24 protein-coding genes are annotated in these 22,508 nt (G+C 70.3%); 14 read left to right on the top strand and 10 right to left on the bottom strand.

The annotated features are described in order from the left end of the window. Positions 1-641, top strand: a 641-nt coding sequence (locus AC31A1_RS20770) for a GntR family transcriptional regulator (protein ID WP_489654737.1), incomplete at its 5' end; no start/stop codon positions are given. Next, positions 638-1,960 carry an MFS transporter gene (locus AC31A1_RS20765; RefSeq protein WP_489654736.1) on the top strand — a complete coding sequence of 441 codons (1,323 nt, stop codon included), beginning with the start codon at positions 638-640 and terminating at the stop codon, positions 1,958-1,960. The genes AC31A1_RS20770 and AC31A1_RS20765, both read left to right, overlap by 4 nt. 7 nt (positions 1,961-1,967) lie before the next feature. Here the strand turns inward: AC31A1_RS20765 and AC31A1_RS20760 are convergent, their stop codons facing one another. Both AC31A1_RS20760 and AC31A1_RS20755 read right to left on the bottom strand, forming a co-directional pair. Continuing rightward, positions 1,968-2,774, bottom strand: coding sequence for an SAM-dependent methyltransferase (locus AC31A1_RS20760; RefSeq protein WP_489654735.1), 807 nt, complete (start codon positions 2,772-2,774; stop codon positions 1,968-1,970). Positions 2,775-2,877: 103 nt separating this feature from the next. Then, on the bottom strand, positions 2,878-3,702 hold the full coding sequence (locus AC31A1_RS20755) for a maleylpyruvate isomerase family mycothiol-dependent enzyme (protein WP_489654734.1): 825 nt from the start codon (positions 3,700-3,702) through the stop codon (positions 2,878-2,880). A 179-nt stretch (positions 3,703-3,881) separates the two neighbouring features. Between AC31A1_RS20755 and AC31A1_RS20750 the strand changes: the two genes are divergently transcribed. Continuing rightward, positions 3,882-4,706 carry a carbon-nitrogen family hydrolase gene (locus AC31A1_RS20750; RefSeq protein WP_489654733.1) on the top strand — a complete coding sequence of 275 codons (825 nt, stop codon included), beginning with the start codon at positions 3,882-3,884 and terminating at the stop codon, positions 4,704-4,706. A gap of 21 nt (positions 4,707-4,727) precedes the next feature. Here AC31A1_RS20750 and AC31A1_RS20745 read toward each other — a convergent pair whose 3' ends face one another. Together AC31A1_RS20745 and AC31A1_RS20740 are read right to left on the bottom strand one after the other, a co-directional pair. After that, on the bottom strand, positions 4,728-5,219 hold the full coding sequence (locus tag AC31A1_RS20745; RefSeq protein WP_489654732.1) for an LURP-one-related/scramblase family protein: 492 nt from the start codon (positions 5,217-5,219) through the stop codon (positions 4,728-4,730). Beyond that, entirely contained in the window at positions 5,216-6,223 is a 1,008-nt protein-coding gene (locus tag AC31A1_RS20740) for a GlxA family transcriptional regulator (RefSeq protein ID WP_489654731.1), read from the bottom strand. Before AC31A1_RS20740 ends, AC31A1_RS20745 begins: the two co-directional genes overlap by 4 nt. A gap of 52 nt (positions 6,224-6,275) precedes the next feature. Between AC31A1_RS20740 and AC31A1_RS20735 the strand changes: the two genes are divergently transcribed. The 3 genes from AC31A1_RS20735 to AC31A1_RS20725 are packed head-to-tail and all read left to right on the top strand — an operon-like array spanning position 6,276 to position 8,434. Then, positions 6,276-6,671: a cupin domain-containing protein gene (locus AC31A1_RS20735; RefSeq protein WP_489654730.1), complete on the top strand. Its 396-nt coding sequence runs from the start codon at positions 6,276-6,278 to the stop codon at positions 6,669-6,671. Positions 6,672-6,700: 29 nt separating this feature from the next. Then, a complete protein-coding gene (locus tag AC31A1_RS20730; RefSeq protein WP_489654740.1) occupies positions 6,701-6,868 on the top strand; it encodes a hypothetical protein in 168 nt (55 codons plus the stop codon). A 21-nt stretch (positions 6,869-6,889) separates the two neighbouring features. Then, a complete protein-coding gene (locus AC31A1_RS20725) occupies positions 6,890-8,434 on the top strand; it encodes a recombinase family protein (RefSeq protein ID WP_489654729.1) in 1,545 nt (514 codons plus the stop codon). Positions 8,435-8,684: 250 nt separating this feature from the next. Here AC31A1_RS20725 and AC31A1_RS20720 read toward each other — a convergent pair whose 3' ends face one another. From AC31A1_RS20720 to AC31A1_RS20700, 5 genes are all read right to left on the bottom strand, one after another. Further along, positions 8,685-8,849, bottom strand: coding sequence for a hypothetical protein (locus tag AC31A1_RS20720; RefSeq protein ID WP_366095946.1), 165 nt, complete (start codon positions 8,847-8,849; stop codon positions 8,685-8,687). A gap of 63 nt (positions 8,850-8,912) precedes the next feature. Beyond that, entirely contained in the window at positions 8,913-9,971 is a 1,059-nt protein-coding gene (locus tag AC31A1_RS20715; protein ID WP_489654728.1) for a glycosyltransferase family 2 protein, read from the bottom strand. Between the two features lie 230 nt (positions 9,972-10,201). Next, positions 10,202-10,441, bottom strand: a complete 240-nt coding sequence (locus tag AC31A1_RS20710; protein ID WP_489654727.1) for a DUF6458 family protein — start codon at positions 10,439-10,441, stop codon at positions 10,202-10,204. Between the two features lie 87 nt (positions 10,442-10,528). Next, positions 10,529-11,824, bottom strand: a complete 1,296-nt coding sequence (locus tag AC31A1_RS20705; protein ID WP_489654726.1) for a M18 family aminopeptidase — start codon at positions 11,822-11,824, stop codon at positions 10,529-10,531. A gap of 131 nt (positions 11,825-11,955) precedes the next feature. Continuing rightward, complete coding sequence (locus tag AC31A1_RS20700; RefSeq protein ID WP_489654739.1) at positions 11,956-13,797, bottom strand: acyl-CoA dehydrogenase; 1,842 nt, start codon at positions 13,795-13,797, stop codon at positions 11,956-11,958. Positions 13,798-13,942: 145 nt separating this feature from the next. Between AC31A1_RS20700 and AC31A1_RS20695 the strand changes: the two genes are divergently transcribed. The 7 genes from AC31A1_RS20695 to AC31A1_RS20665 all read left to right on the top strand — a co-directional run bounded on the left by AC31A1_RS20695 (position 13,943) and on the right by AC31A1_RS20665 (position 20,309). Further along, on the top strand, positions 13,943-14,416 hold the full coding sequence (locus AC31A1_RS20695) for an SseB family protein (RefSeq protein WP_359612981.1): 474 nt from the start codon (positions 13,943-13,945) through the stop codon (positions 14,414-14,416). Between the two features lie 146 nt (positions 14,417-14,562). Continuing rightward, positions 14,563-15,375 (top strand): SDR family NAD(P)-dependent oxidoreductase, encoded by an 813-nt coding sequence (locus tag AC31A1_RS20690; RefSeq protein ID WP_489654725.1) that lies wholly within the window; start codon positions 14,563-14,565, stop codon positions 15,373-15,375. 229 nt (positions 15,376-15,604) lie between these two features. Next, complete coding sequence (locus AC31A1_RS20685; protein WP_489654724.1) at positions 15,605-16,909, top strand: aminotransferase class I/II-fold pyridoxal phosphate-dependent enzyme; 1,305 nt, start codon at positions 15,605-15,607, stop codon at positions 16,907-16,909. Further along, positions 16,863-17,822, top strand: coding sequence for a diiron oxygenase (locus AC31A1_RS20680; RefSeq protein ID WP_489654723.1), 960 nt, complete (start codon positions 16,863-16,865; stop codon positions 17,820-17,822). The genes AC31A1_RS20685 and AC31A1_RS20680 overlap by 47 nt, the downstream gene beginning before the upstream one ends. After that, positions 17,819-18,553: a tryptophan 2,3-dioxygenase family protein gene (locus tag AC31A1_RS20675; protein ID WP_489654722.1), complete on the top strand. Its 735-nt coding sequence runs from the start codon at positions 17,819-17,821 to the stop codon at positions 18,551-18,553. The genes AC31A1_RS20680 and AC31A1_RS20675 overlap by 4 nt, the downstream gene beginning before the upstream one ends. Before the next feature lie 124 nt (positions 18,554-18,677). Then, positions 18,678-19,649, top strand: coding sequence for a pirin family protein (locus tag AC31A1_RS20670; RefSeq protein ID WP_078622785.1), 972 nt, complete (start codon positions 18,678-18,680; stop codon positions 19,647-19,649). A 216-nt stretch (positions 19,650-19,865) separates the two neighbouring features. Continuing rightward, a complete protein-coding gene (locus AC31A1_RS20665) occupies positions 19,866-20,309 on the top strand; it encodes a VOC family protein (RefSeq protein WP_489654721.1) in 444 nt (147 codons plus the stop codon). Here AC31A1_RS20665 and AC31A1_RS20660 read toward each other — a convergent pair. Beyond that, the gene (locus AC31A1_RS20660) at positions 20,252-21,427 is read right to left on the bottom strand and encodes an MFS transporter (protein WP_489654738.1); all 1,176 of its coding nucleotides are present in this window, start codon (positions 21,425-21,427) and stop codon (positions 20,252-20,254) included. The genes AC31A1_RS20665 and AC31A1_RS20660 overlap by 58 nt on opposite strands. A 127-nt stretch (positions 21,428-21,554) precedes the next feature. Between AC31A1_RS20660 and AC31A1_RS20655 the strand changes: the two genes are divergently transcribed. Next, the gene (locus AC31A1_RS20655) at positions 21,555-22,367 is read left to right on the top strand and encodes an AraC family transcriptional regulator (RefSeq protein ID WP_489654720.1); all 813 of its coding nucleotides are present in this window, start codon (positions 21,555-21,557) and stop codon (positions 22,365-22,367) included. Positions 22,368-22,508: the final 141 nt, after the last annotated feature.

Genomic DNA, 22,508 nt, shown 5'->3' with positions numbered 1-22,508 from the left:
CCGTCAAGCAACCCCCCGCCGCCGACCGCGTCTACGCCCACGTCAAACAGGGTGTCCTGGACCGGCGTTACGAAGGCGGAACCCTGCTCACCGAGGGCGAGTTGGCCGAGGCGGTCGGAGTGTCACGGACACCCGTGCGCGAGGCACTGCTGCGCCTGGAGGTCGAAGGGCTGATCAGGCTCTACCCGAAGAAGGGCGCCCTGGTCCTGCCCGTCTCGTCGCAGGAGATCGCGGACGTGGTCGAGACGCGGATGCTGGTCGAGCAGCACGCGGTCCGCAAGGTCGTACCGGCGTCCCCGACGCTCATCGCCCGGCTCGAAGAACTCCTCGACCGGCAGAGGGAGCAGGCCGCCGCGGGCGACCTGGCCGGCGCCGCCGTCACCGACCGCTGCTTTCACGCCGAGATCGTCCGCAGCGGCGGCAACGAGATCCTCTCCCGCCTCTACGACCAACTCCGCGACCGGCAGCTGCGGATGGGCGTCGCGATCATGCACTCGCACCCCGACCGCATCGCCAAGACGCTGACCGAGCACGCGGCGATTCTCGACGCGCTGCGCACCGGCGACGCCGAGGCGGCCGCCGGGATCGTCCACCAGCACGTCGACTGGTTCTCCCACCTGGCTCGGGGCGAGGTCCGATGAGCGGCAGTAGGAGGAGCAGTTCCAGTTCCGCCCTCTCCCTTCCCGGTGATCCGCCCGGTGGCCGCCGCGCCCTCGCCGTGTGGGGCATCGGCGTCTCCGTCTACTTCGTCGCCGTCATCTTCCGTACGTCCCTCGGTGTCGCAGGCCTCGACGCCGCCGAGCGGTTCCACGTCAACGCCTCGGCCCTGTCGACGTTCTCGATCCTCCAGCTGCTGGTCTACGCGGGCATGCAGATACCCGTCGGCCTCCTCGTCGACAGCCTCGGCACCAAGAAGGTGCTGACCATCGGGGTGGTTCTCTTCACCGCCGGGCAACTCGGCTTCGCCTTCTCGCCCTCCTACGGCACCGCCCTCGCCTCCCGCGCGCTGCTCGGCTGCGGCGACGCGATGACGTTCATCAGCGTGCTGCGGCTCGGCACCCGCTGGTTCCCGGCGCGGCGCGGCCCGATGGTCGCCCAGCTCGCGGGCCTCGCGGGAATGGCCGGAAATCTCGTCTCCACCCTGGTGATCGCCCGCCTGCTGCACGGCATCGGCTGGACGGCCGCCTTCGCGGGCAGCGCGCTCGCAGGCGTCGTAGTCCTCGTCCTGCTTCTTCTGTTCCTGAAGGACCACCCGGACGGGCACGAGCCGGAACCCTTCCCGCACCGGGGCGCCGCCTACGTCCGCCGCCAGATCGCCGCCTCCTGGCGCGAACCGGGCACCCGCCTCGGCCTCTGGGTGCACTTCACCACCCAGTTCCCGGCCATGGTGTTCCTGCTCCTCTGGGGCCTGCCGTTCCTGGTCCAGGCCCAGGGCCTGTCCCGCGCCACCGCCGGCGAACTCCTCACCCTCGTCGTCCTGTCCAACATGCTCGTGGGCCTGGTCTACGGCCAGATCGTCGCCCGGCACCACACCGCGCGGCTGCCGCTGGCGCTGGGCACGGTCGGCGCCACGGCGCTGGTGTGGGCGGTCACGCTCCTCTACCCCGGTGACCACGCGCCGATGTGGCTGCTGATCGTGCTGTGCACGGTGCTCGGCTCCTGCGGGCCCGCCTCGATGCTCGGCTTCGACTTCGCCCGCCCGGCCAACCCGCCGGAACGTCAGGGCACCGCCTCCGGAATCACCAACATGGGTGGTTTCACCGCCTCGATGGTGACCCTGTTCGCGGTCGGTGTGCTGCTCGACGCGACCGACGACAACTACGCGATCGCCTTCTCGGTGATCTTCGTCCTCCAGGCGGTCGGCGTCAGCCAGATCCTCCGGCTGCGGCGCCGGGCGGCCCGCCGCGAGAGCGAACGCCTCGTGGCGAGCCGGGTGGAGACGGTCCACGTGCCCGCGTGAGCCTCTCTCAGGCCGCTACGAGGGTGAGGTAGGCGAGGCCCAACACGCCCCGGTAGCTCATCCATTGGGCCCGGTGCCGGTCGAGGCGTTCGCGGGTCGCGGCGGCCAGCGGATGGTCGCCGTGCCCGGCGAGCCACACCTCCGCGTCCGCCTGGTACGCCGACTCGAACTCCTCCCACTCGTCCGCGTTCGCCGTCTCGGTCCACTCGGGCCGGAACCCGGCCGCCACCGCGAGATCGACGAGTGTCGCCAGGTCGTAGTGCTCGTCGGCGCGCGCCTCCGGCCACATACCGGCCAACTCGGCCGTCGTAGGAGGGCGTTGCCAGAACCCCTCGCCCAACAGCACACGTCCCCCGTCGGCGACGAGCCGCCGCAACTCCCGCAGGGCTTCGACGGTGTGCCGGGGAGGCTCCTCGGCGCTGAGAGCCTGGCTCGCGCCCAGACACAGCACGAGATCGGCCGGCCCGCGCACCGTCCCCACGGCCGACTCCTCGACGAACTCGACCCGCTCCGCGAGCCCCCGCGCCTCGGCATCGCGCCGCCCACGCGCCAGATCCCGCGCGTTCACGTCGACCCCGACACCCCGCGCTTCCGGTACGGCGGTCAGGACCCGGAGCATCAACTCGCCCCAGCCGCAGCCGATGTCGAGCACCGTGCGCGGCCCCGCACCGGCCAGTCGCCGCACGATCCCGGCGGCACGCGCCTCGGAGAGCGGGCTGTGGAAGGCGAGCCGGGTGAGCCGGGGAGGCCCGTCGTCGGGCTCGGCACTGTCAGCGGTCCCGGTGTTCTCGGTTCTGGACGTCACGTCAGACATGCGGCGGAGGCTAGCCGCGGACGGCAGACCACCGACAACGAATTTCCGGCCCCGGTGAACGAATTCCCGCCCCCGGCGACTGACGTGGGCGTGTTGGTTCGTGCTACTTCGTGATGGTGAAGTTCCGCAGTATCGAAGCCGACAGCTCCGGATCGCCGTCCGCCTTGATCTTGTCCGACACCGAGTCGGCGGTGACTCGCCCGCAGGCCAGCCGTACGTACGTCTCCCAGTCGAGGATCAGGGTCGCGGCGGGGCCGAGCGCGGGGGCCGTCTCCAGGGTGCCGCGGCCCTGGATGTCGACGCGGATCGTACGGAGGAACTCGATCGGACCGTGCACGTCGAAGACGACCGCCGAACTGCGCGGGGCGCCCGAGTCGTCGGCGACGACCTTCGGGAGCGCGGCGAGGAGCACGTCACGGGCGATGTGCGCGCCGGGCGAGTCGAGGTTGCCGGGGCGGCCGAGGGCGGTGCGCAGATCCTGCTCGTGCACCCACACGTTGAACGCGTGGTTCCGCATCGACTCTTCGAGCGTGACCTCGGTGCTGACGTGGCCGCGGACCTTCGTGCCGGGGTCGCGCGACTCGTTCCGCAGCTGACGGTTGCGGCGGATGATCGTGTACTCCAGCTCCGACGTCATCTCCGGCGCCGTGTGGTGGCGTCGTACGTCGACCTGCATCTCCATGTACCGCTGGTTCTCGTTGGTGACGTGGTAGAGGTCGCGCGGAAGGGTGTGGATGGGGCGCGGGTCGCCGAGCATCTCGGTGTCCAGCCCGATGACATGGGAGACCACGTCGCGCACCGACCAGCCCGGACACGGCGTTCGCCGGTTCCACTCTCCCTCCACGAGCGGGGTGACCAGCTCGGATATCGCGTCGATGGAGTGGGTCCAGGCGTCGGCGTAGGGCTGGAGAGTGGGATGCAGACTCACGGAACGGGACCCCTCGGCGGTCGGTACAGGTCGGGTGGCGGGCGGCGTTGCCAGCGGGAGGTGGCTGTCGGCGGGTGTCTTGAAACGCTAAGTTACGCTGCTGTGAGGCACCCCGGCAGTGCTTTCGTGTGACGATCGTAGGCCCGTGTGAACGGCTCGAATGCCAGGACGGTGGTAGTGTGCGCGCCTCTCTCCTTCAAATCGCCGTAGAAGAGGGCGAATCGGTCGAATCTCGCCGGGGTCGGGTGGCATCCCTCGTCCGCGCGCAGGCCGGTGCGGATCTCGTCGTCCTGCCGGAGCTGTGGACGACGGGTGCGTTCGCCTACAAGCGGTTCGCCGAGGAGGCCGAGCCGTTGGAAGGCCCGACCTACGAGGCGATGGCCAAGGCGGCGAGCGACGCGGGCGTCTGGCTGCACGCGGGCTCGATCCCCGAACGCACAGCATCCGACAGCGGCTCCGCCGCAGGTGACGGGCCTCTCTACAACACGTCCCTCGTCTTCTCCCCCTCCGGTGAACTGGCCGCCGCCTACCGCAAGATCCACCGCTTCGGCTTCGACAAGGGCGAGGCCGTACTGATGGGCGCGGGCAGCGAGCTGGTGACGGTCCGTCTCCCCGAGACGGTCATCGGTCTTGCCACCTGCTACGACCTCCGTTTCCCCGAACTCTTCCGCGGTCTCGTCGACGCCGGCGCCGAGACCCTCGTCCTCCCCGCGGGCTGGCCCGAACGCCGCCGCTCCCACTGGACCCTCCTGGCCCAGGCCCGCGCGGTCGAGAACCAGTCCTTCGTCCTCGCATGCGGAACGGCCGGTACCCACGCGGGAGTTCCCCAGGCCGGTCACTCGATCGTGGTCGATCCCTGGGGCGAGGTCCTCGCGGAGGCGGGCGCGGACGAGGAGATCCTCACGGTGGACTTCGACCCGGGGAAGGTGGCCGTGACCCGGGAACAGTTCCCGGCGCTCAAGGACCGGGTGCTGGGGCTGGAGCGTCCGCGGCGAGCCGGGTGAGGAGCGGATTCCGGTAGGGCGTCAGTCCCCCCGCTCCTTCTCCGCCAGGTGGATCACGCAGACCGCCACCGCGATCAGCAGGGCCGCGTCCGCGTCCTCCCGGACGATGTCGACGCCGTAGGTCTCCCGGATGTGGAGCCAGCGGCGGGAGATCTGGGCGAGGAGTTCGCCGTCGTAGTCGACGCCGAACTCGCGGTCGAGGATCTTGCCGCTGACGTCGAGTTCGGTGCCGTCGACGAGGGACACCTTGTAGTGGTTGCGCAGCAGGGAGAACCGCTTGTGCCTGATGGTCGCCAGGGGCTCACCGTCCCGTTCGATGACCATCGTGTCGCGCAGGGCGAGCATCTTCTTGTGGATGTCGATGAGCACGCGCCCGTGCGTGTCCTTCAGCTCGAAGGTGTCCCTGATGCGCATGGCCTTGCCGTCGACCAGGAACACCTTGTTGCCGTTCTGGTCCTCGATCCAGTAATCCTCACCGAAGCCGAGGATCCGATCGCGTACGAGGAATCTCATGCCGTTACGGCTTCCCCGGCAGCCGGTCCGAAACGCCGACGATAGGCCGACGGGCTCAATCCGGTCTCCCTCCGCAGCCGTACCCGCAGGTTCGCGCCGGTGCCCAGACCGCACCTCGCCGCGACCACGTCCAGCCGTTCCTCCCCGCGCTCGATCAGCCGGCACGCCAGCGCCACCCGCTCCCCGGTCAGCCAGGCGAGCGGCGTCGTCCCGAGCTGCGCCCGGAAGCGCCGGTGCAGGGTCGCCGGACTGACCGCGGCCCGCCCCGCCAGCTCGGCGACCGTCAACGGCTCGCCCAGCCGCTCCTGCGCCCACGCGAGCAGCGGCGCGAGCGACTCGTCGGGCACATCCGGCAACGGCCGCTCCACGAACTGCCGTTGTCCGCCGTCCCGGTGGGCCGCGAAAACGAGCCTCCTGGACACCGCGTTGGCGATCTCGGCACCGTGGTCCCGCCGTACGACATGCAGCCCGAGGTCGAGCGCGGCGGCGCTCCCCGAGGCGGTGAGGATGTCCTCGTCGTCCACGAAGAGGACATCCGGTTCGAGCCGCACGCGCGGGTGCAGGGCGCGGAAACGGTCGGCCCACATCCAGTGCGTGGTCGCCCGGCGCCCGTCGAGCAACCCGGCCTCGGCGAGCGCGAAGCTCCCGGTGCACAGGCTCATGACACGGGCCCCGCGCGCGTGGGTGCGCCGGATCGCGTCGAGGACGGCGGCCCCGCGCGGTACGACGTTGTCGGGCCGCCCCGGTACGACGAGGGTGTCCGCCGTATCCACCGCGTCGAGTCCGTGCGCCCCGCTGAGGGTGAAGAACCCGTGGTTCATCCGCACCTCACGCGCGGGCGTGCACACCAGCACCTCGTACAGCGGCCCGGGCAGGCCGAGTTCGGGCCGCGGCAGCCCGAACAGCTCGGTGGCGACACCCACTTCGAAGGGGTTGGTGCCCTCGTCGACGATCACGGCGACCCGATGAGGGCGGTGCGGGCGCTGAGAGGATCCTTGCGGCATGTGCGATTCCTAGCACTCGTGGGACCGCCCCGACACCCCGCAGGCTGACCCCATGACATCCACGGAACCCATCTCCCTCCCCGCCGCCCTCTCCTCCTTCACCGACCGCTGGAGCCCCCGCATCGTCACCACCGTCAACGACTACGACGTCCGCGTGGCCAAGGTCGAGGGCGAACACCTCTGGCACACCCACGACCACACCGACGAGTTCTTCCTGGTCCTGGACGGCGAACTGCACATCGCACTCCGTGAACAGGCGGGGGAGCGCACGGTCGTCCTCCCCAAGGGCAGCGTCTTCACGGTCCCACGCGGCACGGAACACAAGCCGTACGCCCCCGTCCCGTCCGAGATCCTCGTCCTCGAACCCACCGGTACGCTCTCGGTCGGCGACCAGCATGACGAGATCCCGGACCACGTGGACGCGACGACCGGGCACGCGCTGGCGTGACTGTCAGTGGCGGGTGGCACCCTTGATTCATGACCGACGCATCCCCGACCCGGACCTCCCGCCGCGCCCGTGTCCGCGCTCCTCAACTCACCGGCAAGGGCGGCTGGCTGAACACGGGCGAGACGCAGTACAGCCTCGCCGACCTGCGGGGACGCATCGTCATCCTGGATTTCTGGAAGTTCACTACGGAGCACTGAACTTCTGGAGATGCTCAATTGGTGCACCAAGACACGATCTGTGATCTGTACCTGCGCCTGTCCCTCGACCGGGACGGCAAGACCGCAATCGAACGGCAGGAAGCCGACTGCCGTGCATGGGCCGAACGGCACGGACTGACGGTCCGTAAGGTCCATATCGACCGAGGACGCTCCGGATACAAGTCCGTTGAGCGCAAAGGGTTCGACGCCGCACTTGCGGCAGCCACGGCCGGAGTGGTCGGAACCCTAATCGTCTGGAAGCTGGACCGACTGTCGCGCAAGGGCATCGGGCAGGTGGGCAAGGTCCTGGACGACATCGAGAAGGCGGGCGGCCGTCTCGTCTCCGTCATGGACGGGTTGGACACCTCGAACGACTCCGCGCGAATGATCGTCGCCAAGCTCGCGGAGTTGGCGCGGACGGAGTCCAGGAACCTTGGTACTCGGGTGGGCCACGCGAAGCGCTACCTGCGCAGCAAGGGGCAGTGGATCGGCGGGCAACCACCGTACGGGCTGCGCGTGGACCCGGACACCAAGAAGCTGGTCCACGATCCGGAGTACGCCGTCTACGCCCGGCTGATCGCCGATGAGGCGTTGGCTGGCATGTCGCTCGTGAAGATCGCAAGGCTGCTCAACGAACACGAGATCCCATCGCCCCGTGGTGGCCAGTGGAACGCGGCAAGCATCATGCAACTGCTCCGCTCCCCGGCGTTCGCCGGACTCATGCCGGAGACCGAGACCGTTGAGACGGACGACGGCGAACGGAAGTACACGGCCCGCGTCTTCCCGTACCGGGACTCGGAAACGCTGGACACGGTGGAGATAGGCGAGGGGATCATCACGGTCGGAGAGCGCGACAAGATCCTCCGTCAGTCGGAGTCCCGCACCTTCGTGCACGCCGGGAAGCGCCGGCCGAAGCCGGATGGCAAAGCACTGCTCACGGGCCTGGTCTTCTGTGGCGTACCCGGATGTGGACGCCGGATGCACCGTGTGGGCAACAGCTATCAGTGCATGGCGCGCCGTGCCGGTAACCAGTGCATTGGGGCGTCAGCACTGGCCGATGGTGTGGACGCCTACGTAGCCGAGAGCTTCCTGACCAAGCTTCCGGCGCTGGACCCGGATGACCCGCTCGTCGTAGCGATCGCCGATCGGTGGGTTCACCGCCAGAACCCGGAGATGTTCGCCAAGCGTGACGCCATCCGGAGTGAAATCCAGGATGAGGAAGGCCGGTTGGCCGATCTGGAAGACGCCCGGTACGTACGCGGCGAGTTCCGGGGAGACGCCGCGGTCAAGCGTTACAACCGTCTCGCCGAACGGCTCCGGGGACGGATCGACGGGCTGCGCGCCGACTTGGACAAGCTGCCCATGCCTGCCGTGGATGTGGGGCCGTTGCTCGACGCCGAACAGCTCAAGGACGCGTGGAAGTCCGCAACAGACGACGACCGCAGGGACCGGCTGTCGCTCGCCATCGAGCGCGTGGAAGTGAGCAAGGGGAAGCGGGGCCAGCGGTTCGTACCGGAACAGCGGGTCAGGATCGAGTGGGCGCAGCTCGCGGAGGGCGCCGAGTAGGTCTCCCTGAGGCGCCGTTCACGGCCCGTCCGCTGGATTCGCTCCGGCTGGCGGGCCGTTGGCGTTGGGCGTCCATGACATTGATGACGCGGCGTGACTAACGAATACCCCGCCTGCCATGTCCACCAGCAGGACTGGGGCGTCCCGGTCCGACTCACCGAGGGCGGGGGCGGACCGGCTTCCCCTCGTCCTGGCCGGTATGGACGACCAGGACGCCTGAAACGGGGGACCGACAGGGACCCTTGCCGGTTCAGCGGCGGCGCGGGCGCGGTGCCAGCTTGTACAGCGCCATGCCCGCCGCGACCAGCGTGGTCGCCGCCACCATCATCGCCATGCTGTTGAACCACAGTCCCGTCGCGGCCAGCGTGGCGCCACCGGCGCCTGTGGTGCCGGCGCCGACAACTCGTCCGTACATAAACGTGTCTCCTTGAGGTGCGTGAAGGTGCGTGAAGGTGCGTGAAGGTGAGTGAGGGGTGGGCTAGGTGGCCACCCACTTCTCCTCGCTGCGGCGGGCCAGGCCCCACAGGGAGGTGAAGTAGACGGCGTGCTGGAAGAGGTCGTAGAGCATCTCCGGGACCATCAGCGCGGCCACCAGGACCGCGACGGGTCCGGCGCGGCGTACGGAGACGATCTTCTCGACCACGAAGATCAGGCCGATGGCGGTCCAGAACGGGGAGAGGCCGGGGAAGCCGTAGACCGCCGTGTAGGTCGCCATGAAGGTCAGGTAGACCAGGAAGGACAGGGCGCCGAAGCCCATCAGGAACTGCTGGAGGAAGTAGCGGGCGGTGACCTTGGTCCAGCCGTAGTCGCGGAGGTTCTCCAGGGCGCCGCGCTGCCAGCGGAGGCGCTGGTGCCAGAGTTTGGGGAGGCTGGTCATGACCTCGGTGGTGACCGCGCAGCCCGCCGGTGACATGGCGCGGTAGCCGAGGGTCTTGACCGCCTTGGTCATCTCGTCGTCCTCGGTGAGGGAGGCGAGGCTGTAGTAGCCGGTGCCGCCGCCGATGAGGCCCGAGTGGCGGGCGTCCCGCACCTCGCGCAGGACGCGGGCACGGAACATCGTGCCGGTGCCGGTGAGGACCTGGGCCTTGCCGCCGGTGCGGTTCAACTCCCAGGCGTAGCGCTGGAACTCCATGCGCTGGAGGAGGCCGAGGAGGCCGCCGCCCGGTTCGCCGTAGAAAACTCCGCCGACGGCGCCGACCTTGCGGTTGAAGGTGGCCATCGCGGTCTCGCTGAACCAGGGGTTGAGGACGGTGTCCGCGTCCTGGACGAGGAGGAGGTCGCGCTCGTCGAGGTGGGGAAGGACCCAGTCGATGGCCTGGTTGAGGGCGCCGGCCTTCTTGTGGGTGTTGCCGTGCGTGGCGAAGACCTCGGCGCCGTGCGACGCGGCCACGGCGGCGGTGTCGTCCGTGCAGTTGTCGGTGACGACGACGATGAGGTCGGGCTTGCGGGTCTGCCGCCACAGGCCCTCGATCGCGGCGCCGATGCGGTCCGCTTCGTCGTGGGCCGGGATCAGGACCACCAGCCGTGGTTCGAGCACGGCAGCAGCCTCCCCCGTGACGATCGTGAGACAGGTCCAGGGCTGCCTCTCCCCGGACCCTCAACTGCACAGAGTCTTCACGAGGTTCACACAACCGCACAATACGACTTGCGTCACGGATTGCTCACGGTTGTCTGTGGATGTCCTGTGCGGGCGATTCCGCCCGTGTGCGGGGTAAGCGGGGTAAGCCCCGTATCTGCTCGGTATCCCCGGCACCCGTACGCCCGGTGTCAGGCGCCGTAGCCGCCGCGGTAGCCGCGCGTCTCGTCGTCCTCGACGACGGTCGTCTGACCCGGTATCAGCACGCGTCGGCGCCGGGCCAGGCTGCTGAACGTCACGACGCCGATCAGCCCGACGATCATGAGAATGACGCCGACCAGGTCGAGATTGACCCCCTGCATGTGCCAGTCGGTCGCGAACGTGAGGATCGCGCCGACGGCGATGAGGATGATGCATCCGCCCAGGCCCATGAGTGTCGCCTCCCTGTCCGGTCCGGTCGGCCCGGTCCGCCTCCGGGTACCCGGGAAGGCAACCCCCATGCGCCAGGCTGGAGTTGACTAACCTTCCAGGAACGCCGCCAGCGCGTTGGCCAGCAGGAACGGATCGCGGTCGCCGCAGAGTTCGCGGGCGCTGTGCATCGAGAGGATCGCCACGCCGATGTCGACGGTCTTGATGCCGTGCCGGGCCGCGGTGATCGGGCCGATCGTCGTGCCGCAGGGCATGGAGTTGTTCGAGACGAAGGTCTGGAAGGGCACGCCGGCCTTCTCGCAGGCGGCGGCGAACACCGCGCGGCCCGAACCGTCCGTGGCGTAGCGGTTGTTGACGTTGACCTTGAGGATCGGTCCGCCGTTGACCCGCGGGTGGTGCGTCGGGTCGTGCCGCTCCGCGTAGTTCGGGTGCACTGCGTGACCCGTGTCGGAGGACAGGCAGACGGTGCCGGCGAAGGCCCGCGCCCGGTCCTCGTACGACCCGCCGCGCGCGAACACCGAGCGCTCCAGCACCCCGCCGAGCAGCGGCCCGTCCGCGCCCGTGTCGGACTGCGAGCCGTTCTCCTCGTGGTCGAAACCGGCGAGCACGGGGATGTACGGCAGGTTCTCGTGGGCCGCGGCGGACGCGAGGGCGGCGAGGCCGGCGTGCAAGGAGAGCAGGTTGTCCATGCGCGGTCCCGCGACCAGCTCCTGGTCGCGGCCCAGGTAGGAGGGCGCCTCCACGGAGTGCGTCATCAGGTCCCAGCCGGTGACCTCGCCCGGCGCGAGCCCCGCCTCCTCCTCCAGGAAGGCGATCAGGTCGCCGTCGCGGACGTCGTCGCCGAGGCCCCAGATCGGCTGGAGGTGCCGCTGCTTGTCCAGCTTGAGCCCCTCCGCCGACACGGAACGGTCCAGGTGGATGGCGAGTTGGGGCACCCTGAGCAGCGGCCGGTCCACGTTCACCAGCCGCGTCGAACCGTCCCGCAGGGTCAGCCGGCCCGCGAGACCGAGATCGCGGTCCAGCCAGGAGTTGAGCAGCGGCCCGCCGTAGATCTCGACGGCGACCTGGCGCCAGCCGTGCCCGCCGGTGTCGGGACGCGGCTTGACCCGCAGGTTCGGGGAGTCGGTGTGCGCGCCGACGACGCGGAAGGGGGTGTGGGGGGCCGCACCTTCGGGGACGAACCAGGCCACGATCGCGCCACCGCGCAGCACGTACTTGCCGCCGCTGGTGCCGTCCCAGGCGTCCGTCTCGGCGACCTGCCTGAATCCGGCCTTCTCCAGCCGCTCGGCGGCGTTCGCCACGGCGTGGTACGGCGTGGGACTCGCCGCCAGGAAGGACAACAGGTCGTCGGTGTGGCCGCGGTCGAAGCGGGAGGGTTCGCTCATGGGGTTCACCTTAACGACGTACGAGGGCCCGCTCCCGGCGCCGGGAACGGGCCCTCGCAAGGGCGATGTGGGGTTTCGCGAAGCTGTTCCGGTCTGTCCCGGAACGTGGTGCGGGGCTGGTGCGAGGCTGTCTAGAAGGCTGCCTCGTCCAGCTCCATCAGGTCCAGTTCTACGCCCTCGGCCACCTTGCGGGCGAGGGTCAGGCCGGGCAGAACATTGGCCGCGAAGAACTTCGCAGCCGCGATCTTGCCGGTGTAGAACGGCACATCTTTAGAAGACACAGCTTTCGCGGAGGCCGTCTCCAGCTTCTCGGCGGCGATCGCCGCGCCCTTGAGGAGCAGGTAGCCGACGACCACGTCACCGGAGGCGAGCAGCAGGCGGGTGGTGTTGAGGCCCACCTTGTAGATGTTCTTGACGTCCTGCTCGGTCGCCGCGAGGTCGGTCAGCATCAGGCCGACGATGGCCTCCAGTTCGACGGCCGCCTTGGCGAGGTGCTCGCGGGCGACCGCCAGGTCCTCGCCGCCCGTCCCCAGCGCGAGGAACTTCTTGATGTCCTCGGCGAGGGAGTTGAGGGCCGCGCCCTGGTTGCGGACGATCTTCCGGAAGAAGAAGTCCTGGCCCTGGATCGCGGTGGTGCCCTCGTACAGGGTGTCGATCTTGGCGTCCCGGATGTACTGCTCGATCGGGTACTCCTGGAGGAACCCGGAGCCGCCGAAGGTCTGGAGCGACTGGGCGAGCTGCTCGTAGCCCTTCTCGGAGCCGTAGCCCTTGACGATCGGCAGGAGGAGGTCGTTGAGCGCGTGCTCGGTCGAGGCGTCCTCGCCCTCGGCCTCCTTGACGGCGATCGCGTCCTGGATCGACGCGGTGTACAGCACGAGGGCGCGCATGCCCTCGGCGTACGCCTTCTGCGTCATCAGCGAGCGGCGCACGTCCGGGTGGTGCGTGATGGTGACCTTGGGCGCGGTCTTGTCGCCGAAGGCCGCGAGGTCGGAGCCCTGGACGCGCTCCTTGGCGTACTCAAGGGCGTTGAGGTAGCCGGTCGACAGCGTCGAGATGGCCTTCGTGCCGACCATCATGCGGGCGAACTCGATGATCCGGAACATCTGGCGGATGCCGTCGTGCTTGTCGCCGATCAGCCAGCCCTTGGCCGGGTGCCGGTCGCCGAAGGTCATCTCGCAGGTGTTGGACGCCTTGAGGCCCATCTTGTGCTCGACGTTCGTGGCGTACACGCCGTTGCGCTCGCCCAGCTCGCCGGTCTCGACGTCGAAGAGGAACTTCGGCACGAGGAAGAGGGAGAGCCCCTTGGTGCCCGGGCCGTGGCCCTCGGGCCGCGCGAGCACGTAGTGGAGGATGTTCTCCTCCATGTCGTGCTCACCGGACGTGATGAAGCGCTTGACGCCCTCGATGTGCCAGGAGCCGTCGTCCTGCTGGATCGCCTTGGTACGGCCCGCGCCGACATCGGAACCCGCGTCGGGCTCGGTCAGCACCATGGTCGAACCCCAGGTCCGCTCCACCGCGAGCTGCGCGATCTTCTTCTGTACGTCGTTGCCCTCGTCGTAGAGGATCCCGGCGAACGCCGGCCCGGAGGAGTACATCCAGACGGCCGGGTTGGCGCCGAGGACCAGCTCCGCGTACGACCAGATCAGGGACGGGGGAGCCGTCGTACCGCCGATGGCCTCGGGAAGGCCGAGCCGCCAGTACTCCGACTCCATGAAGGCTTTGTAGCTCTTCTTGAAGGAGGCGGGCACCGGCGCGGTGTTCGTCTCGGGGTCGAAGACCGGCGGGTTGCGGTCGGCGTCGGTGAAGGACTCCGCCAGCTCGTTCTCCGCGAGCCGGGTCAGCTCCTCCAGGACGCTCTTCGCGGTGTCCGTGTCCATCTCCGCGAACGGACCGGTGCCGTACAGCTTGTCGCGCCCGAGGACCTCGAAGAGGTTGAACTCGATGTCGCGGAGATTCGACTTGTAGTGGCCCATGGCGACGACTCCGTAGAAAGATCTGTAGAAAGACATGTACGACGAGACGTGTACTAAGCAGTAGCTACGATGATGCTACCCGTCGGTAATAAGACGCAACCCCAAGCCGTCCATCTGTGACTCGTTACTCGTTACTCTTGCGGGCATGTACGGCTACGACCAGAACGTGGGCGCTCAGCAGGGGTACGTCCCGCCCCAGCAGCAGATGGCCGGTGGCGTGGGCGGCTACGGCCAGCAGCAACCGCTCTACCCCGAGCCGTCCCCGCCCTCGCTCGCGGACGCGGTGCGCGCCTTCACCACCGGGCAGATGGCCGCCGAGGACTTCCAGCAGGTCTTCGCGACCTCCAAGGTCTACTGCCCGCGCGGCGACAACCCGGGCTTCCTCGCACTCCACAACACCCAGCAGCCGGTGATCCCGATGTTCACCTCGCTCAAGGAACTGCGCCGCTACGCCGGCAAGGAGTCCAAGTACTTCGTGATCACCGGCGCCGAGGTCATCGACCTGCTGCCGACGGGCTACGGCTTCGTCGTCGACATGGAGGGCGAGCACCGCATGGTGTTCGACGCGAAGGCGGTCGAGCAGATGGTGGAGTTCGCGATGCGCAGGATGTACGGCTGAGCAACTGCCCTAGCTAGTTGCCGAAGTCGGGGTCCCGATCCGACGAGATGTCGGCGGGGTTTCCGGTGCCGCCGGGGCGTGTCCCGGTTGGCTGGAAGTGTGCGGTTCCGTCAGACAGCGGACGCGGCACACCGACGGGAGCCCGCATGGCGGCGGCACGGAACGTACTCATCACAGGCGGCTCGGCGGGGATCGGCCGGGCCTGCGCGCGGCGGTTCGCGCGCGGCGGCGACCACGTCTGGTTCACGTATCACTCGGGGCGGGAGCGCGCGGCCCGGCTAGTCGCCGAACTGGCCGGCACCCGCCGGCATCCGGCGCGGGCCTTCGAGTTCCGCCAGGGTGAGTGGGCCGACCACGAGCGGCTGGTCGCGGAGCTGCCCGGACCGGTCGACGTACTCGTCAACAACGCGGCGGTCGGCTCGAAGACCGTCGAGCACTACGTCCCCGGCCCCGGTCATGCGCAGGACGCGGCGTTCCTGCAGATCAACGCCGTAGGACCGCTCTGGCTCAGTGAACAGCTCCTGCCGGGCATGCGGGCGCGCGGGCGCGGCACGATCGTCAACATCGCCAGTGTCGGCGGGGGCGTCGCGCAGTTCCCCGGCTTCCGGATCGCGGACGGCATGAGCAAGGCCGCCCTCGCCTACCTCACCCGCCACCTGGCCGCCGAGCTGGTCCACGACCCCGTCGACGTCGTCGCCGTCTGTCCCGGCGCGGTGGACACCCCCATGTTCGAGGCCAGCACCCTGGCCGGCCTCACCCCGCGGGAACGCGCCACCCTGGAATCCACCCTGCCCCGAGGCCGCCTGATCGACCCCACGGAAATAGCCGACCTGGTCTGGCACCTGACCGGCCCCCTCGCCGGCCTCCTCCACGGAGCGGTGCTCGACGCGTCGATGGGCCTCGGCGTACGGCCGGGCCTGCTCGGCGGGGTGGCGGAGGGCGCGGGGGCGGAGCGGTGACGGCGAGTTCCCGCCGGGGGGCTGGGCCGGTCGCTGGTTCCCGGGCGTTGGCCTCGGTCTACTGTCGGGTCGCGCGGCGGGTGACCGGTTCGCGTGCGGGCGGGGCCGTCCGATCGGTCCCGGCCTCCTGCGCGGGCGCGGGTCCGGTCGCCGCTCCTCACGCCTTGGCCCCGGCTCCCCGCAGGCCCCCGCGTCTCGGCGCCGCTTCGCCCACGATCGGAGTCGGCCCGTGACCCCGGTCTCCCGGCGAGCCGCGACTTCCCACGTCTCCCGCCAGGCCGCCCGTCTGGTCGCCGGCTCGCCCGCCATCGCGGAGGCGCACTTCCGGGCGGAGGCGCTGCCGTACCACCCACGGTTGCGTCCTGACGGCTGGCTCAACCTCGGTACGGCGGAGAACCGGCTGGTCCAGGATCTGCACACCGGGCCGCCGCCTCGGCCCCTGACGGCCCGCGACACCCGTTACGCGCCCCTGTACGGAACCCCGGAGCTGCGCGCGCACCTCGCGCGGCACCTCACCGCGCAGGGGGAGCGGCCGGTCGACCCCGAGGACTTGATCGTGGTGGCCGGGGCGACGGCGGCCCTGGACGTGGTGGCCACGGTGCTGTGCGACCCGGGCGAGGGGATCGTCGTGCCCACGCCCTGCTACGGCGCCTTCGACACGGACCTCGGGGGTCGCTCGGGCGCCCGGCTGCTCCTCGCCCCGCCGGACGACGAGGACGGCCACGGGCTCTCCGTACGCGCCGTCGACCGCACGCTCGCCGAGGCCCGGCGCGACGGCGTGGAGGTACGGGCCGTGGCACTGGCGTCCCCGGCCAACCCGACCGGAGAGATCCATCCGCCCGCGCGACTACGGGAGTTGGCGGACGTGGCGGCCCACCACGGCGTGGACGTCATCACGGACGAGATCTACGCGGGCTCTGTATTCGGGCCGCGCCCCTTCACCGGCCTGCGCACGGTCGCCGCCGACCCCGCCCACGTGCACACCGTGTGGGGCTTCGCGAAGGACTTCGGGCTGCCGGGCTTCAAGGCGGGCGTCCTGCACACCACGGACCCGGTGACCCGCGCCGCCGCCCGCGCCCTCGCCTACTTCGCACCCGTCTCCACCCACACCCAGGCCCACCTCACGACCCTCCTCGCCGACCCCGCCCGGGTGCACGCGTTCCTCGCCGAGAACCGCCGCCGCCTCGGCGCCTCGTACGCCCGCACCGCGGCCCTGCTCGACGCCTTCGGTATCCCGTACGCCCCCGCGCAGGCGGGCTGTTCGGTCTGGGCCGACCTGGGCGCCTGGCTGCCCCGCCCCGGCTTCGCCGGCGAACGCGCGCTGTGGCGGGAGATCCTCGACCGCACCCGCGTCAGCATCCTGCCCGGCGAGGCCTTCCACGCCCCCCGCCCCGGCTGGTTCCGCGTCTGCCACTCGCTGGACGCGGCCCTCGTGGAGGAGGCCCTGACCCGCCTCGGCCGCCTGCTCAGCGAGAAGGGAGCACGCCATGACGACGCACGACACCACACCGGGCCCGCTCGACCGCTGGTATGAGCAGGCGGGCGTCCGCACCGGGGTGCGCCGCATGTTCCACGAGGAGACCGAGCGCGGCCGGGTCTTCTTCCCGGCCGCCCTGGTGCCGTACGCCGGACACGAGGCCGTACGGGAACTGCCGCCCGAGCGGCTGCGCGAGCTGACCGTGCGGCACCTCTACCAGTTCCTGCTGTCGACGACCCACCTGGAGACCCGGGTCGTCAACACGGCCGCCGAAGCCGTGGCCAACGGTCGCACCGGACTCGCCCTGCCCGCCGCGCTGCGCCCGGACGCCTTCAAGGTCTACTGCGACGAGGGATACCACGCCCTCTACAGCCTCGACCTGGCCGACCAGATCGCCTCCGTCACCGGCATCGCGATACCGGACCAGGACTACGGCGGCTTCGTGGAGCGGCTTCGGACGTCCGCGCACCGCGCGCTCCCCGACGCGCCCGCCCTCGCCGGACTCCTCCAGGCGGTCGTGTTCGAGACGCTGATCACGGCCGTGCTGAACGAGGTGCCGGGCGACCCGTCCGTGGTCCGTGTCGTCCGCGACCTGCTGCGCGACCACGCCCGCGACGAGGGCCGTCACCACCGCTTCTTCTCCGCCCTCTTCCGGGAGGTGTGGACTCACCTGTCGGCCGCCGAGCGGATGGCGGCCGCCCGTGCCCTGCCCGAACTGATCCGGACCGCCCTGACCTGGGACGCCGCCCCCGTCCGCGCCTCCCTGCGGCTGGCCGGCCTCGACCCGGACACCGCCCACCGGGTCGCCGACGACTGCTGCGCGGCCGGCCCGGACACCCGCCGCCTGAACGACACCGCCCGCTCGACGCTACGGCTCTGCGCGGCCGTCGGAGTCTTCGAACTCCCGGGCATCCGCGAGCACTTCGCGGCCCACGGCTTCGGCGACGACGGCCCCGAGGAGACCCCGTGAACCCGACCACCGCCACGACCCTCACCTACGGCACCTACCTGCGGCTGCCGCAGCTCCTCGGCCAGCAGCTGCCCCTGGCCCCGGCCGCGCACGACGAGCATCTGTTCATCACCGTGCACCAGGTGCACGAGCTGTGGTTCAAGCAACTGCTCGTCGAGCTCACTGACGCCCGCGACCGGATGCTGGCGGCCGAGAACGCCGTAGCGGTACGACGGCTGCGCCGCTGCCGGGAGATCGAGCGGGCGCTGCTCGACGCGCTGGCGCTGCTGGACACCATGGCGCCTGGCGACTTCGAGGCGTTCCGCGGTGCGCTCGGCACGGCCAGCGGCGGGCAGTCCGCGCAGTTCCACGAGATCGAGGCGCTCTCGGCCCGCCGGGACCACCGCACCCGCTCGATGCGCTGGCTGACGGAGGCGGAGCGGGCCCGGCTGGACCGGCGGCTGCTGGAGCCGACGCTGTGGGACGGGTTCCTCGCGGCCGTTGCGGGCCTCCCACGTGCGGGCCGGGCCGCGGCCTTCCGCGGCGAGGGACGGCTCGGGGAACTGGCGGACGCGCTGCTCGGCCACGACGAGGGCTGGGCGCTGTGGAGGGCCAGGCACGTCCTGGTCGTGGAGCGGCAGATCGGCAAGGGCCGGGGTACGGCGGGCAGTTCGGGGGCCGCGTATCTGCGGGAGCGCACCGGCGAACGGTTCTTCCCGGAGCTGTGGGAGGCTCGGGGCGCCGTGCTGTGAGCCCCTGATGTGTGCGCTGAGAGATCGGTGCGATGCCCGGAGGGAATGCCCTCCGGGCTTTCGTCGTTGGGGGTGGCAGAAAGTTCAACGCTCAACTAAACTCGACGCACAAGGAGGTCCCGACATGCCTGCAGTGACCGTAGAGAACCCGCTGACCCTGCCCCGCGTGGCCGCGCCGGCCGACGCCGTGGCACGTCCCGTGCTCGCCGTCTCGACCGCGCCCAGCGGTTTCGAGGGTGAGGGCTTCCCGGTGCGCCGCGCGTTCGCCGGGATCAACTACCGCCACCTCGACCCGTTCATCATGATGGACCAGATGGGCGAGGTGGAGTACGCGCCGGGCGAGCCCAAGGGCACCCCCTGGCACCCGCACCGCGGCTTCGAGACCGTCACCTACATCATCGACGGCGTCTTCGACCACCAGGACTCCAACGGCGGTGGCGGCACCATCACCAACGGCGACACCCAGTGGATGACGGCGGGCGCGGGCCTGCTGCACATCGAGGCGCCGCCGGAGTCGCTCGTCGTGTCCGGCGGTCTCTTCCACGGCCTGCAGCTGTGGGTGAACCTGCCGGCCAAGGACAAGATGATGCCCCCGCGCTACCAGGACATCCGCGGCGGCCAGGTGCAGCTGCTGACGACCCCGGACGGCGGTGCGCTGCTGCGCGTCATCGCCGGTGAGCTGGACGGCCACCAGGGTCCCGGCATCACGCACACGCCGATCACGATGATCCACGCGACGGTGGCACCGGGTGCGGAGGTCACTCTGCCCTGGCGTGAGGACTTCAACGGTGTCGCGTACGTCCTGGCGGGCAAGGGTTCGGTCGGTGCCGAGCGGCGCGCGATCCACATGGGCCAGACCGCGGTCTTCGGCGCGGGTTCGTCCCTGACCGTCCGCGCGGACGAGCAGCAGGACGGGAACACCCCGGACCTGGAGGTCGCGATCCTCGGCGGTCAGCCGATCCGCGAGCCGATGGCCCACTACGGCCCGTTCGTCATGAACACCCGCGAGGAACTCCAGCAGGCCTTCGAGGACTTCCAGAAGGGCCGGCTGGGGACGATCCCGGCCGTGCACGGAATGGGTGAGGGCGGCCTGTAAGCCCCACCGGAGTAGAAGTGACCGAAGCCCCGTCCTCGTGTGGACGGGGCTTCGGCCGTGTCGGCTCGGCGCCGGGATCCGGATTTTCCGGAGTCCGGTGGCCGGCGGATGTCGAGAACGCGCCGCCGGCTCCGTCCCAGGGACATCAGCGGCCACCACCGGCCGCACGGGGAACCCTGTACGGGGAAGCCGTACAGGGAAGAAGGAGAGATCACCATGGCGATTCAGCGGATGGACAACGTAGGCATCGTCGTCGACGACCTGGACGCCGCTGTCGCGTTCTTCGTGGAACTCGGTATGGAGCTGGAGGGCAGGGCGCAGGTCGAGGGCCTCTTCGCCGACCAGTGCACCGGGCTCGACGGCGTCCGCTGCGACATCGCGATGATGCGTACCCCGGACGGCCACAGCCGCCTGGAACTGGCCAAGTACCGCAACCCCGAGGCGACCGGCGCCGGCCCGCGCGACCGCCCGCACAACATCCTGGGCACCCACCGCGTCATGTTCGCCGTCGACGACATCGAGGACACGGTCGCCCGCCTGCGCCCGCACGGCGCCGAACTCCTCGGCGAGATCGCCCGCTTCGAGGACAGCTACCTCCTCTGCTACGTCCGCGGCCCGGAGGGCATCATCGTCGGATTGGCCGAGCAACTGGGCGCCTGAGTGTCGTACTGGCCCGGCTCGCGCAGGAACGCGGAGAGCAGCATCGCGAGCACCGGCACCGTGGCGAGTACCGCGAGGGCGCCCCGGGGGCCGTAGTGCGTCGCGATGAGGCCCAGCAGGGGCATGAACAGTCCGCCCGCGCTCATCGCGAGGCCCAGCGTGACGCCGGCGGCGGTGCCGGGGCGGCTGGGCAGGTAGTCCTGGCCGAGTTTGATGAGGACGGCGAACGGGATGTTCGAGATCAGGCCGACCAGCAGCGCGAGGGGCAGCGCGGCGTATTTGTCGTCGCAGATCAGCATGAGCCACAGGGCGGGCAGCATCGCCGCGTTGCCGATCTGGACGGTGCGCACCATGCCGATGCGGTCCGCCAGCCGTCCGCCGAGCAGTGTGCCGGCGACACCGCCGCCGAGTTCGAGCGTCAGGGCGAGACCGCCGAGGCCGCTGCTCGCTTCCAGGTGGCGGATCCAGTACAGCGAGATGAAGGTGTTCAGCCCGGTCGAGATGGTGGACCGTACGATCTCGACGGCGGTCAGGGCCGCGAACCGGCCCGGCCGGTCCTTGCCCTGGCGCCGGACCGCTCCGACCGCCGTAGCGGATGTGCGGTTGTGGTGGCGGAGCAGGACGAAGCCCATGAGGACGGCAGGCGGGACGAAGAGGGCCGTGGCGCTCATCCCGAGGGTGTCCAGGGCCGGTGTGACCAGCGCCGGGGCGATGAAGAAGCCGACGCTGCCGCCCGCGGCGAAGTAGCTCATCGCGGTGGCGCTGCCCCCGGCCGCACGGCGCGCGTCGCGGCCCGCGGGCGGATGGAACATCGCGATACCGACGCCTGCCGTCAGCAGGAGGGCGAAGACGAGTGGGTAGGAGGGCGTCAGTCCGGACAGGCCCGCCCCGAGACCCGCCAGGCCGACCCCGAGCGGCGACATCCAGCGCAGCCGGAACCGGTCGGCGAGCAGTCCGATCGGTACCTGCGGCAACGCGCTGCCGAGCGTCGCGGCGAGGGCCAGCCCCGAAGCCTGCACATAACTGAAGTCACGCTCCAGCACGAAGTAGGGGACCGCGGCGGGTACGAGGCCCTGGTAGAAGTCGTCGACGGCATGGGCGCCCGCCCAGATCCGCATCCGGCGCCAGTGTCCGGGCGGACCAACCGCCTCACGGGGAGTGTCTGTTTCCTGTTCCTGGATGGTTGTCACGCACTCCACGATGGGCGGGAACACCCCGGGCGCGCTTCCCGTATTCTGCCTGCCCATGTCGCAGATCCGCCATGAGCCCGTCGCGCCGACCAGTACCCGGTTCCTCGGTGGCGGCGAGACCATCGACCGGCACCGCCACGACGACCACCAGCTGATCTACGTCAGCTCGGGCGTGCTCGCGATCACCACGGAACACGGCTCCTGGATCGCCTCGAACGACCGCGCCGTGTGGATCCCGGCGAACACCTGGCACGAACACCGCTTCCACGGCCGGAGCCGCTTCCACACCGTCGGTTTCCCCGCCCACGGCAGGGCGCCCCTGCTCGACGCCGAACGTCCCGCGGTCATCGCCGTCGACAGTCTGGCGCGCGAACTGCTCATCGCGCTCACCGGCACCGCCCTCACCGACAGCGAGACCCGGCACATCGAGACAGTGCTGCGCGACCGGCTGCGCCGTGTGACGGCCGAGCCCGTCGCCCTGCCCGCGGCCCGTGACCAACGGCTGGCCGACGCCTGCCGCCTCGTCGAAGAGGATCTGCGCGAGCCCTGCACCCTCGCCCGGCTCGCCGGCCGTGTGCACACCAGCGAGCGCACTCTCTCCCGCCTCTTCCGCGACGAGTTCGGCATGACCTTCCCGCAGTGGCGCACCCGGGTCCGGATCTTCACCGCGATGGTCATGCTCGCCGAGGGCGCCACCGTCACCGACACCGCCCACGCCTGCGGATGGGCGACGACCAGCGCCTTCGTCCAGACCTTCGCCCGGACGGCGGGCATCACCCCCGGTGCCTACCGCGCCGGCATGGACAGACCGCGGCAGGAGACACAGCGGGTGCTCCGTCCGGGTGACCTGGACCCGGCCGGCGCATGAAGGTGCCGCGCACGGAAAGAGACCGGCTGAAAGTGGACACCGACCGCAAGGAAGTCACCCGTGCGCATCCGCATGACTCTGGCCGTCGCCATGGCAGCCACCTGTCTCGCCCTGACCGGCGCGGCCGGCCCCTCCCAGGCC

It is taken from the genome of Streptomyces sp. P5F9 (genome assembly GCF_057961495.1).
This window is presented reverse-complemented; position numbering and strand designations above follow the sequence as displayed.